General features: G+C 71.4%; 10 protein-coding genes and 1 rRNA gene. 5 read left to right on the forward strand and 6 right to left on the reverse strand.

The genetic code is table 11. The features are described from left to right. The coding region (locus ACI2JZ_RS18135) for a DUF222 domain-containing protein (RefSeq protein WP_404598816.1) at positions 1–993 on the reverse strand (993 nt) is incomplete at its 3' end. Between the two features lie 413 nt (positions 994–1,406). On the opposite strand from ACI2JZ_RS18135, the gene ACI2JZ_RS18140 reads away from it, so the two are divergent. The 3 genes from ACI2JZ_RS18140 to ACI2JZ_RS18150 all read left to right on the forward strand — a co-directional run bounded on the left by ACI2JZ_RS18140 (position 1,407) and on the right by ACI2JZ_RS18150 (position 4,835). Beyond that, complete coding sequence (locus tag ACI2JZ_RS18140; protein ID WP_404598817.1) at positions 1,407–2,690, forward strand: M18 family aminopeptidase; 1,284 nt, start codon at positions 1,407–1,409, stop codon at positions 2,688–2,690. A 103-nt stretch (positions 2,691–2,793) separates the two neighbouring features. Continuing rightward, positions 2,794–4,233 carry a purine-cytosine permease family protein gene (locus ACI2JZ_RS18145; RefSeq protein WP_404598819.1) on the forward strand — a complete coding sequence of 480 codons (1,440 nt, stop codon included), beginning with the start codon at positions 2,794–2,796 and terminating at the stop codon, positions 4,231–4,233. Beyond that, positions 4,230–4,835, forward strand: coding sequence for a cysteine hydrolase family protein (locus ACI2JZ_RS18150; protein WP_404598820.1), 606 nt, complete (start codon positions 4,230–4,232; stop codon positions 4,833–4,835). The genes ACI2JZ_RS18145 and ACI2JZ_RS18150 overlap by 4 nt, the downstream gene beginning before the upstream one ends. 76 nt (positions 4,836–4,911) lie before the next feature. Here the strand turns inward: ACI2JZ_RS18150 and ACI2JZ_RS18155 are convergent, their stop codons facing one another. Beyond that, complete coding sequence (locus ACI2JZ_RS18155) at positions 4,912–5,622, reverse strand: MBL fold metallo-hydrolase (protein ID WP_404598821.1); 711 nt, start codon at positions 5,620–5,622, stop codon at positions 4,912–4,914. 99 nt (positions 5,623–5,721) lie between these two features. Here ACI2JZ_RS18155 and ACI2JZ_RS18160 point away from each other — a divergent pair, with 99 nt between their 5' ends. After that, the gene (locus ACI2JZ_RS18160; RefSeq protein ID WP_404598822.1) at positions 5,722–6,303 is read left to right on the forward strand and encodes a TetR/AcrR family transcriptional regulator; all 582 of its coding nucleotides are present in this window, start codon (positions 5,722–5,724) and stop codon (positions 6,301–6,303) included. 41 nt (positions 6,304–6,344) lie between these two features. On the opposite strand, the gene hutI is transcribed toward ACI2JZ_RS18160, so the two are convergent. From hutI to hutH, 3 genes are read right to left on the reverse strand one after another with little or no spacing between them, the layout of a single operon-like run. After that, on the reverse strand, positions 6,345–7,538 hold the full coding sequence (hutI, locus tag ACI2JZ_RS18165; protein ID WP_404598823.1) for an imidazolonepropionase: 1,194 nt from the start codon (positions 7,536–7,538) through the stop codon (positions 6,345–6,347). Positions 7,539–7,570: 32 nt separating this feature from the next. Then, complete coding sequence (gene hutU, locus ACI2JZ_RS18170; RefSeq protein ID WP_404598825.1) at positions 7,571–9,244, reverse strand: urocanate hydratase; 1,674 nt, start codon at positions 9,242–9,244, stop codon at positions 7,571–7,573. Next, the gene (hutH, locus tag ACI2JZ_RS18175) at positions 9,237–10,778 is read right to left on the reverse strand and encodes a histidine ammonia-lyase (protein WP_404598827.1); all 1,542 of its coding nucleotides are present in this window, start codon (positions 10,776–10,778) and stop codon (positions 9,237–9,239) included. The genes hutU and hutH overlap by 8 nt, the downstream gene beginning before the upstream one ends. 58 nt (positions 10,779–10,836) lie before the next feature. On the opposite strand from hutH, the gene ACI2JZ_RS18180 reads away from it, so the two are divergent. Next, positions 10,837–11,619, forward strand: coding sequence for an IclR family transcriptional regulator (locus ACI2JZ_RS18180; protein ID WP_404598829.1), 783 nt, complete (start codon positions 10,837–10,839; stop codon positions 11,617–11,619). Between the two features lie 99 nt (positions 11,620–11,718). Here the strand turns inward: ACI2JZ_RS18180 and rrf are convergent. Next, a 5S ribosomal RNA gene (rrf, locus tag ACI2JZ_RS18185) occupies positions 11,719–11,803 on the reverse strand; the annotation flags it as partial.

Raw genomic sequence — 11,803 nt, forward strand, 5'->3', positions numbered from 1 at the left:
GACCATGCAGCTGGGATCACCGGCGGGCAGAGCATCACCATCGAGGAAGTCGTTCGTCTCACGGAGCGGCGCGTCGTCAACGGTCGGGACGAACCTCACTCCACCCGCCATCCCTTCATCAGGCATCGGGGCCGCCGGGACGGGTGGTCCGTCGACTTTCGGGTTCAGGTACGCATCCCAGATGCGCTGCAACTGCCCCGCCGTCTCGGGCAGCAGCGACCCGCGGATCGGGATCACCCCGTCCTTCACCCGCCCGAGGACGATCCCCCGGGCGCGCATCGCGCGCTCTTCCGCGGGTTCCGCGCCGTCCGGGTCGAGGTAGGTCACGATCACCCGCGACAACAACCGGAGGTCCTCGGGAGTCGCCGGCGGCGCGGAGTCCCCACGGTGCTCCGTTCCCGGGTCGCCGCCGAAGTCTGCGCCCTCTCCGGCATCTACCTCACCGTCGCCCTCCATACTCCCGCCACCGTCGCCCTCGACGGCGACGAGTCCCCGGGCGTACTCCGCCAATTCCACGTCCGCCCGCAGCCGGTCCGCTGACCCGATCCGCGGCCCCGCCTGCTCCACGGGCCCGGTCGCGGCCAGTAGCCCCGCGACCCCGACGGCCCCGTCCAGCAGCGCTTCCCGCAGGGCTGGCCATCGGGCGGGCAGCATCGCCCCGGAGGAGAAGTCCAGCTCCCGCCGCACGACCTTCCCGGCCTTCACGACCCGTGCCGCCCCGGCCGCGTCGGTGCGGAGCACTCGTTGGACGAGTTCGTTCATCGTCCGGCAGCCGAACCGACCGCAGAACGCCAACTCGCCCGATCCCGCCGGGCGTTGATCGACCGATCCGACCGTCTCCACCACGACGGCGTCGACGAGACGGGCGACCTCACCCGCGGCCCGGAGCACCTGCACCTTCTCCGCATCCGACAACCCCACCAGCGCGTCTGCGCGCAGCACCGCGGCCAGGTCGGCGGCGACCCGGTCCAGGACTTCGGCGGTGCTGTTCATACGTCCCAGTCCACCAGTAGCCACCGACATTCCGACACGAAAACCCCAGGCCAACGTCAGTATCTACGCGATCGGTGGAGAACTCGGAACTACACGGCAGCGGTGCAGAACGAGTGCACGCGGGGCGGGGCCCTTCGACAAGCGCAGGGACCCAGCGGCGACAGAGACCCGGCCCTTCCTCTCGCCGCGCTCGCTCAGGAACCGCGGGCGCACACAGGGCGGGGCCCTTCGGCAAACTCAGGCCCTAGCAGCGACAGAGGCGTGGCCCGGGACCTCGCCGCTCACCCCGCAACCGGATGGCGTGCCAGGCCCTTCGTCCGGCTCGGGCACCGGTGGCAGAGGGCGCCCGGGGTGCGAGCACGACACCATCCGCGGGTACGCTCGAAGGACGCCCGTCTGCAGGAAGGCCCTCCATGCCCGTCACTCCGGTCGCCCTCGCCCACGCCGAGGACCTCGCCGACTTCGTCGCCGCCTCCCCCTCGAGCTATCACGCCGCGACCGAGATCGCCCGCCGCCTCGAGGACTCGGGCTTCACACGCCTGAACGAGGAGGATGCCTGGCCCGCACAGCCCGGCGGTCGCTTCGTCGTGGTGCGCGACGGCGCGACGATCGCCTGGGTGGTGCCGACGGATGCCTCGCCCACCACACCCGTGCACGTCTTCGGCGCGCATACGGATTCCCCCGGTTTCAAGCTCAAGCCGCAGCCGACGACCGGTACCCGCGGCTGGCTGCAGGCCGCCGTCGAGGTGTACGGCGGACCTCTCCTGAACTCCTGGCTCGACCGTGAGCTGCGGCTCGCCGGGCGCCTGGCGCTGACCGGCGGCCGCGTCGTGCTCGCCGACACCGGCGCGCTGCTGCGCCTACCGCAGTTGGCCATCCACCTCGACCGCACCGCGAACAGCGGGCTCGCTCTCGACAAGCAGGTGGAGACGCAGCCGGTCTGGGGTCTCGGCGACCCGAGCGAGGCCGATGTGCTCGGCGAGCTCGCGGCATCCGCCGGTGTCGACGCCGCCGATATCCGCGGCTACGACGTCGTGATCGCCGACACCGCTCGCGGCGCCGTGTTCGGCAAGGACGACGCCTTCTTCGCCTCGGGTCGCCTCGACGACCTCGCCTCGGTGCACGCGGGCGTCGTCGCCCTCGCCGCGCACAAGGGCGAGGCGGGCGCCCCGATCGCGGTGCTCGCGGCCTTCGATCACGAGGAGCTCGGGTCGAACTCGCGCTCCGGCGCCGCCGGCCCCTTCCTCGAAGACATCCTGGGGCGCATCTCCGACGGGCTGGGGGCGGATGCCTCGGACCGCCGACGCGCCTTCGCGTCGTCATGGTGCCTGTCGAGCGACGTCGGCCACTCGGTGCACCCGAACTACGTCGGCAAGCACGACCCCGTCGTGCAGCCGGTGCTCGGATCGGGTCCGATCCTCAAGCTCAACGCCAACCAGCGCTACGCGACGGATGCTCTCGGGGCCGCCGCCTGGCACGCCTGGTGCGAGCGGGCTGGCGTGCCGACGCAGGAGTTCGTGTCGAACAACGGGGTGCCGTGCGGCTCGACGATCGGACCGATCACGGCGACCCGCCTCGGCATCCGCACGGTCGACGTCGGCATCCCGATCCTGTCGATGCACTCCGCGCGCGAGCTCGCCGGCGTCTCCGACCTCCACGATCTCGCCCGCACCGCCGAGGCGTTCTTCCGGTCCTGATCGGGTCCTGACCCGGGTCTCGACCCCGTCCTGACACCTGCCCTGATCCGGCGTCGTTCGTCGCATTCGCCCCGATGTCGGCGCACGGTGCCAGGATGAGGGGATGACGCAGAACCCGCCCGGCCTCATCGAGCGCGCCGGCATCGAGATCATCCCCGAGTCCGAGCGCACCGCGAAGCCGCGCGACCTGTTCTGGCCGTGGTTCGCGGCGAACGTGTCGGTCTTCGGCATGTCGTACGGATCGTTCGTGCTCGGCTTCGGCATCTCGTTCTGGCAGGCGACGATCGTCTCGGTCGTGGGCATCGTGGTGTCGTTCCTGCTGTGCGGGCTCATCGCGATCGCCGGCAAGCGCGGATCGGCGCCGACCATGGTGCTCTCGCGCGCGGCGTTCGGGGTGCACGGGCAGAAGGTACCCGGCATCGTGTCGTGGCTGACGTCGATCGGCTGGGAGACGTTCCTCGCCATCATGGCCGTGCTCGCGACCGCCACCGTCATCACGCAGCTCGGCGGCGACGGCGACAGCATCGCCGTCAAGATCACGGCGACCGTCATCGTCGCGGCGCTCATCGTGGGCGCCTCGGTGCTCGGCTACCACGCCATCATGAAGATGCAGTCGGTGCTCACCTGGCTCACCGGCGCCGTGACGATCCTCTACGTGATCCTCGCCGCGCCCAGCATCGATCTCGAGGCGGTGCTCGCGCGTCCGGACGGCGGCATCGGACAGGTGATCGGCGCCCTCGTCATGGTGATGACCGGTTTCGGACTCGGCTGGATCAACATCGCCGCCGACTGGTCGCGCTACCAGAAGCGCACGGCATCCGACGGGGCGATCGTCGCGTGGAACACGATCGGCGGATCGGTCGCTCCCGTGATCCTGGTGGCGTTCGGTCTGCTGCTCGCGGGATCCAACGACGATCTCTTCGCCGCCGTGCAGGCCGACCCGATCGGCGCCCTCGCGACCATCCTCCCGCTGTGGGTGCTCGTGCCGTTCCTGCTCACCGCCGTGCTCGCCCTCGTCTCGGGCGCGGTGCTCGGCATCTACTCCTCGGGCCTCACACTGCTCAGCCTCGGCATCCGCATCCCCCGCCCCTCGGCCGCCGCGATCGACGGCGTCATCCTGACGATCGGCACGATCTTCGTCGTGTTCTTCGCGACCGACTTCCTCGGCCCGTTCCAGAGCTTCCTCATCACGCTGGGTGTTCCGCTGGCGTCGTGGGCGGGCATCCTCATCGCCGACATCCTGCGCCGCCGCAAGGACTACGACGAGAAAGCGCTGTTCGACGCGAAGGGTCGCTACGGCGCCTGGGACTGGATCTCGATCGGCACGATGGTCGTCACGAGCGTGATCGGGTGGGGGCTCGTCCTCAACGGCTTCGCCGAAGATGCCCCGTGGAACAACTGGCAGGGCTACCTGCTCTTCCTCGTCGGGGGCACCGAGGGCGACTTCGCGTACGCGAACCTCGGCGTCTTCTTCGCGCTCGTGCTCTCGTTCCTCGTGACCTACTTCGCGCGTGCGGGCAAGATCCGGCGGCAGGAGGCGTGAGCGCCTCGGCGGGCGCGACGTCGCCAGCGGAAACCGGAACGGCGGCACCCGAGACCGAGCAGTCGTGGTTGATCGTGATCGATCCGCAGGCGATCTTCGCGGCACCGGATTCGGCCTGGGGTTCGCCGTTCTTCGCCGAGGCGTTGCCCCGTATCCGGGCTCTCGCGGAATCCTTCGGCGAGCGCGTGCTCGTGACGCGGTGGATGCCGACGGCCGATCGCGCGACCTCGTGGGGTGACTACTTCGCCGCCTGGCCGTTCGCCGATCAGCCGCCGACCGACCCGTTGTTCGCTCTCGTAGCCGAAGCCTCCACTCTGTCGCCGCTGCCGACGCTCGACCTGCCGACGTTCGGCAAGTGGGGCGCCGACATCGAGCGGATCGTCGGACGCGGCGCGCACATCGTGCTGGCCGGCGTCTCCACGGACTGCTGCGTGATCTCGACGGCGCTGGCCGCCGCGGATGCCGGGGCCCACGTCACCGTCGCGGCCGACGCCTGCGCGGGGTCGACCGCCGAGAACCACGCCGCCGCCGTTCAGGTGATGGGCCTCTACCCGCCGCAGATCACCATCAGCGACACGGCGACGGTGCTCGCGGGGCGCTGAACCCGGAACGCCGACACCGGAACGCCGACACTTGAACGCCGATGGCGGAGCTTTGAGCCCGAGATCAGGAGCTCCGTCAGGCGGATGCCCGCACGGCTGCCGCGATGTCGGCCGGTGATCCGCGCCAGGGGGCTCCGTGCCCGGGAAGCACCCACGAAGCCGAGACCCCGGCGAGCCGATCGAGGGAGGCGAGCGCCTCGGCCGGCTCATCCGTGAACGGGGCGGGCTGCGCACCGACCTGCCCGGTGAGCACGTGCCGGGTGGTGAGCGCGTCGCCGACGAAGACGGCCTCGACGAGAGGAACGTGCACGGCGATGCTGCCGGGCGAGTGACCCGGCATCCCGATCACGACTGGTGAGCCGGGCAGGTCGAGCACGTCTCCGTCGCCGACCTCGCGCACCTCCGCGACGTGGTGCGTGCGGAAGGCGTTCTTGCGCAGCCCGTAGCCGAGGAAGCCGAGCATCGGCCCGACCCGCGCCGGCCCCATCGCGGTCTTCGGCTTCTCGCCCGTGCGCACGCGGTGCGCATCGGCGGCATGGATGAACACGGGCACCCCGACCTCGCGCCGCAGTCGTTCGGCGAAGCCGATGTGGTCGCTGTCGCCGTGGGTGAGCACGACGCCGCGGACGTCGCTGAGCGGGCGCCCGATCTCGGCGAGAGTGCGCTGCAGATCGCGCCAGTGTCCGGGGAGTCCGGCATCGACGAGCGTGATGCCCTCGGGCGTCTCGATCAGGTAGGAGGCGACGATGTCGTTACCGAGGCGGTGGAGGTGCGGGGCGAGCAGCATGGCGGGGTCCTTTCTGGACGGGTGCGATCGGCGGACGATTGCGAAAGCTACGATACGTAGCTATCATGGCTATTGTCAATAGCTATGAAGGAGGCGCCCATGCCGGCACCCGAACGCACCTCGACCGAGGCCATCGTCGCCGCCGGTCGCGCGATCCTCGAGGAGTCGGGGCCGGCGGGCCTCACGATGCAGGCGGTCGCCACCCGCGTCGGCGTGCGCGCCCCCTCGCTCTACAAGCGCGTGCGCGATCGCGATGCCCTCCTCACCGCGGTGGCCGAGGCCGCGATCGACGAACTCGGCTCGCGTCTCGCCGACTCCGGCACCGACCCCGGCACCGGCTCCGGCTCCGGCACCGGAGTCGACACCGACAACTCAGGTACCGACCTCACGAAGCTCGCCGAGGTCTACCGCGCCTTCGCGCACGAGCACCCCGAGAGCTTTCGGCTGATGTTCACGGCATCCGCTCCCGTCGACGCGCTGCACCGTGCGTCGGAGCCCGTGCTGCGCGCTTCCGCCGCGCTCGTCGGCGGGGCGGATGCCCTCGACGCCGCGCGCCTGTTCACCGCCTGGGCGACGGGATTCCTGCAGATGGAGCTGTCGGGGGCGTTCCGGCTCGGCGGCGACGTCGGCCAGGCCTTCGACTACGGGCTGCGCCGGCTCCTCGCGGGGCTGACCGCCTGACCGCCTGAAAGCCCGCAGGCCCGACCGCCCGCAGCGACGGCTCAGACCGCGACGCCGTCCTTCCACACGCGCGCCACGAGCGGCACGCCGGGGCGATACGCGAGGTGGATGCGGGTCGGCGCGTCGAGCAGCACGAGGTCGGCCCGCGCGCCCGGAGCGATGATCCCGATGTCGTCGCGGCGCAACGCCCGGGCGCCGCCCGCCGTCGCCGCCCGCACGGCCTCCGCCGGGGTCATGCCCATGTCGCGCACGGCCACCGCGATGCAGAACGGCATCGACGACGTGAAGCTCGATCCGGGGTTGGTGTCGCACGCGAGCGCGACCGTGACGCCGTCGTCGATGAGGCGGCGCGCATCGGGGTACGGCTGGCGGGTCGAGAACTCGACGCCCGGCAGCAGGGTGAGCACGGTGTCGGATGCCGCGAGCAGCGCGACGTCCTCGTCGGTCAGGTAGGTGCCGTGGTCGACGGATGCCGCGCCCAGCTCGACCGCGAGCGCGACGCCCTCCCCCGGTCCGAGCTGGCTGGCGTGCACCCGCGGCGCCAAGCCCCGGGCGATCCCGGCCTCGAGCACGCGGCGCGACTGCGCGACGGTGAAGGCCCCGGTCTCGCAGAACACGTCGATCCACCGCGCGTGCGGGGCGCAGGCGTCGAGCATGGGGCCGATCACGAGGTCGACGTACTCGTCGCCGCGGTCGGCGTACTCGGCCGGCACGACGTGCGCGCCGAGGAAGGTCACCTCGGGCGTGACCTCGGCGGCGAGACGCACGAGACGCTCCTCGTCGGCAACGCTCAGCCCGTACCCGCTCTTGATCTCGACGGTCGTCGTGCCCTGCGCGAGCATCTCGTCGAGGAACCCGCGCACTCGCGCACGCAGCTCGTCGTCGGTCGCCGCGCGGGTGGCCGCCACGGTCGATCGGATGCCGCCGGCCGCGTACTTGCGTCCCGCCATCCGCTCCTCGAACTCGACGGCCCGGTCACCCCCGAACACCAGGTGGCTGTGGCTGTCGACGAACCCGGGGATCACCGCCCGCCCCGCGGCATCCACGATCTCATCGGCGGGCGGGGCATCCGCCGCTGCCCCCACCCACGCGATCCGGTCGCCGTCGATGAGGACGGCCGCCTCGTGCAGCGTGCCCACCGAATCGCCGGTGTCCGGGGTCCCTGAGCCCGCCGACGGGCCCGCCCCCGGAGCGTTCGTCGTCAACTCGCCGATGTTCGTGAGGAGCGTCGTCATGGCGTCAGCCTTTCAGATTCGAGAAGCGCAGCTCAGAGCATCGGGATGTTCAGGCCGCGCTCGCGCGCCACCTCACGGGCGTGTTCGTAGCCCGCGTCCACGTGCCGCATCACACCGGTGCCGGGGTCGTTGGTGAGCACGCGCTCGAGCTTCTGCGCGGCGAGATCGGTGCCGTCGGCGACCGTCACCTGACCGGCGTGGAGCGAACGACCGATACCGACGCCTCCGCCGTGGTGGAGCGACACCCACGAGGCACCCGAGGAGGTGTTCAGCAGCGCGTTGAGCAGCGGCCAGTCGGCGATCGCATCGGAGCCGTCCTTCATCGCCTCGGTCTCGCGGTAGGGAGAGGCCACGGAGCCCGAGTCGAGGTGGTCGCGCCCGATCACGATGGGCGCCGAGAGCTCGCCCGAGGCGACCATCTCGTTGAACCGCAGCCCGGCGAGGTGGCGCTCCTTGTATCCGAGCCAGCAGATGCGGGCGGGCAGCCCTTCGAAGTGCACCTTCTCGCCGGCTTTCTCGAGCCAGCGGTGCAGCGCGGTGTCGTCGGGGAACAGCTCGGCGATCGCCCGATCGGTCTTGGCGATGTCCTCGGGGTCGCCCGAGAGCGCCGCCCAGCGGAAGGGTCCGCGCCCCTCCTCGAACTGCGGGCGGATGTAGGCCGGCACGAATCCCGGGAACGCGAACGCGCGGTCGAAGCCGCCGAGTTCCGCCTCCCGACGGATCGAGTTGCCGTAGTCGAAGACCGCGGCACCGGCGTCCTGGAACGCGACCATCGCGGAGACGTGCGCCGCCATCGACTCCCGCGAGCGCCGCGTGAACTCCTCGGCATCGCGCTCGGCCTCCGCCTTCCACTCGGCCACGTCGACGCCGATGGGCAGGTAGGCGAGCGGGTCGTGCGCGCTGGTCTGATCCGTCACGATGTCGATCGGCACACCACGGCGGTGCAGCTCGGGGAACACCTCGGCGGCGTTGCCCACGACACCCACCGAGAGCGCCTCCCCGGCATCCTTCGCCGCGAGGACGCGGGCCACGGCGGCGTCGAGATCGGTCGTGTACTCGTCGAGGTACCCGTGCTCGACGCGGCGGGCGAGGCGCGACTCGTCGACGTCGACGATCAGCACCGCGCCGTCGTTCATCGTCACCGCGAGGGGCTGTGCGCCGCCCATGCCGCCGGCACCGCCGGTGAGGGTGAGGGTGCCGCGCAGCGAGTCGCGGCCGAGCGAGCGGGCCACGGCCGCGAACGTCTCGTAGGTCCCCTGCAGGATGCCCTGCGTGCCGATGTAGATCCACGAGCCGGCCGTCATCTGGCCGTACATGAGCAGACCCAGTTCCTCGAGTCGGCGGAACTCGGGCCACGTCGCCCAGTCGCCCACGAGGTTCGAGTTGGCGATGAGCACGCGCGGCGCCCACTCGTGCGTGCGGAAGACCCCCACCGGCTTGCCCGACTGCACGAGCAGCGTCTCGTCGGGCTCGAGCTCGTCGAGGGTGCGCACGATCGCGTCGTACGCCTCCCAGCTGCGGGCGGCGCGGCCCGTGCCGCCGTAGACGACCAGGCTCTCGGGGTGCTCCGCCACCTCGGGGTCGAGGTTGTTCATCAGCATCCGCTTGGCGGCTTCGGCGCCCCAGCTCTTGGCGGTGCGCTGATTGCCGCGTGCCGCGCGCACGGTGCGCGTCGTGTCGGTGAGGGTGGGCTTCTGGTCAGTCATTCGCGTGCTCCTGTGCGATGCGGGCGACGGCGCCGGACTGCACGATCGCGGTCACGGCCTCCATGTCGGGAGAGAGGAATCGGTCGGGCCCGGGGCCGGCGGCGACCGTGCGCACGAGGTCGCGCACGGCACCGGTGGCAGGTCCCGCCTGCAGGGGGGCGCGCAGGTCGAGGGCGCGGGCACCGGTGAGGATCTCGATCGCGAGCACCCGACCGAGGCCGTCGATGGCGCGGCGCAGCTTGCGTGCGGCCGCCCAGCCCATCGAGACGTGGTCCTCCTGCATCGCCGACGAGGGGATCGAATCGACGGATGCCGGAACCGCGAGCCGCTTCAGCTCCGACACGATGCCGGCCGCGGCGTACTGCGCGATCATGAGGCCCGAGTCGACGCCGACCTCATCGGCGAGGAACGGCGGAAGACCGTGGTTGCGCGCCGGATCCAGCGCCCGGTCGGTGCGCCGCTCCGACACCGAGGCGACGTCGGCGACCGAGATCGCGAGGAAGTCGAGCACGGCGGCGACCGGCGCCCCGTGGAAGTTGCCGTTCGACTCGATCCGCCCGTCGACCGTGATGACCGGGTTGTCGATGACGCTGGCGAGCTCACGGCCGGCGACCGTCGCCGCGTAGCCCGCGGTGTCGCGCGCGGCGCCGTGGACCTGCGGCGAGCAGCGCAGCGAGTAGGCGTCCTGCACCCGGCCGTCCTCCGGGCCCTTGTGGCTGTGCACGATGGGCGAGTCACCGAGGAACGCGCGCAGGTGCGATGCCGAGACGCCCTGTCCCGTCTGCGGACGCAGCGCCATGAGATCGGCGGCGAAGACGGCATCCGTGCCCAACTGCGACTCGATCGACATGGCCGCGGCGATGTCGGCGGTGAGGAGCAGACCCTCGAGGTCGTGGAGCGCGAGCACCAGCATCCCGAGCATCCCGTCGGTGCCGTTGATGAGGGCGAGTCCCTCCTTCTCGACGAGGGTCACCGGCTCGATGCCGGCGGCCGCCAGCGCCTCGGATGCCGGGACCAGCGCACCGTCGGGAGTGCGCACGTCACCCTCGCCCATCGCCGCCAGTGCGATGTGGGCGAGCGGGGCGAGATCGCCCGAGCAGCCGAGCGATCCGTACTCGCGCACGACCGGCACGATCCCCGCGTTGAGCAGCGCGGCGTAGGTCTCGACGACGACGGGGCGCACGCCGGTGCGGCCCGAGGCGAGCGTCTGCAGTCGCAACAGCTGGAGGCCGCGCACGACCTCGGCTTCGACCTCGGCACCCGTTCCCGCCGCGTGCGAGCGGATGAGGCTGGCCTGCAGCTGCAGGCGACGGTCGGGAGCGATGAACGTGGTGGCGAGTGCGCCGAACCCGGTCGAGACACCGTAGTGCGGGTGCGGATCGGCAGCCAGCCCGTCGATCACGGCGCGGGTCTCGGCGACGCGAGCGAGCGCGTCGGGGGAGATCACGACGGGGGCGCCATGGCGGGCGACGGCGACGACATCGGCGGGAGCCAGCGGGGCGGCGCCGACGAGCACGGGGGCGAGTTCACTCATGTCTCGATTCCACACCCGAGGGGTCGCCCGCGACAGCGGATCATGACATCCTGTGTCTGTGATCCCAGACAGTTCGGATGCCGTGGCCGACGCTCCCCTGCAGGTGCCGGCGGCCGAGCACACGCTGCGGATCCTCCGGTATCTGGCTGGGCGGCCCGCGCCGGTCGCCGCATCGGCGATCGCACGCGAACTCGCGCTCCCGCGGTCGACCGTTTATCACCTGCTCCGCACCCTGGCGCTGCACGGCTTCGTGGTGCACCTGCGCGAGGACCGTCGCTGGGGCCTCGGCACCTCCGCGTTCGAGCTCGCCGGCGGCTACGCCCGACAGCAGCCGCTCGCCCGGCTGGGGCGTCCGCTCGTGGCAGCCCTCTCGGACCGCCTGGGCGAGAGCGCGCACCTCGCCGTGATGAGCGGGGGCGACGTGCTCTACATCGTCGAAGAGCGCGCGCCGCGGCGGCCGGCACTCGTCACGGACGTGGGCGTGCGGCTGCCCGCGCATCTCACCGCGAGCGGGCGGGCCATGCTGGCCGCGCTCCCCCGCGAGCAGGTGCGCGCACTGTATCCGAGCGCCTCGGCTTTCCCCGACCGCACCGGCGTCGGACCGCGGAACCCCCGCGAGCTCCGCGAGGTGCTCCGCGACGTGCGCACGCGCGGATATGCGACCGAAGACAGCGAGGTCGCCGACGGCCTGCGCTCCGTCGGCGCCGTGGTGCGCGATCACAACGGGTGGCCGGTGGCCGCGGTCGCCGTCACCTGGGCAGGGAACGACGTCACGGAGACGCAATTGGCGGATGCGGTACGCAGCACCGCCTCGGTGCTCGAGGCACGTCTTGCGCACTGATCACGTGAGCATGGTGCACGTGCGCGCGTGATCGCGTGTAAGTGCCCGTAAAACGAAAAAGAGCCACCCAACGTTGGGTGGCTCTTTTTCTTAAAAGAAGTCCGGCGGTGTCCTACTCTCCCACAGGGTCCCCCCTGCAGTACCATCGGCGCTGTGAGGCTTAGCTTCCGGGTTCGGAATGTAA

The sequence above is a fragment of the Microbacterium sp. NPDC087868 genome, assembly GCF_044900755.1.
Classification (GTDB): domain Bacteria; phylum Actinomycetota; class Actinomycetes; order Actinomycetales; family Microbacteriaceae; genus Microbacterium; species Microbacterium galbinum.

Coding starts and splice junctions, on each gene's coding strand:
- ACI2JZ_RS18140 (WP_404598817.1), top strand. CDS start 1,407: ATGCCCGTCACTCCGGTCGCCCTCGCCCACGCCGAGGACCTCGCCGAC.
- ACI2JZ_RS18145 (WP_404598819.1), top strand. CDS start 2,794: ATGACGCAGAACCCGCCCGGCCTCATCGAGCGCGCCGGCATCGAGATC.
- ACI2JZ_RS18155 (WP_404598821.1), bottom strand. CDS start 5,622: ATGCTGCTCGCCCCGCACCTCCACCGCCTCGGTAACGACATCGTCGCC.
- ACI2JZ_RS18160 (WP_404598822.1), top strand. CDS start 5,722: ATGCCGGCACCCGAACGCACCTCGACCGAGGCCATCGTCGCCGCCGGT.
- hutI (WP_404598823.1), bottom strand. CDS start 7,538: ATGACGACGCTCCTCACGAACATCGGCGAGTTGACGACGAACGCTCCG.
- hutU (WP_404598825.1), bottom strand. CDS start 9,244: ATGACTGACCAGAAGCCCACCCTCACCGACACGACGCGCACCGTGCGC.
- hutH (WP_404598827.1), bottom strand. CDS start 10,778: ATGAGTGAACTCGCCCCCGTGCTCGTCGGCGCCGCCCCGCTGGCTCCC.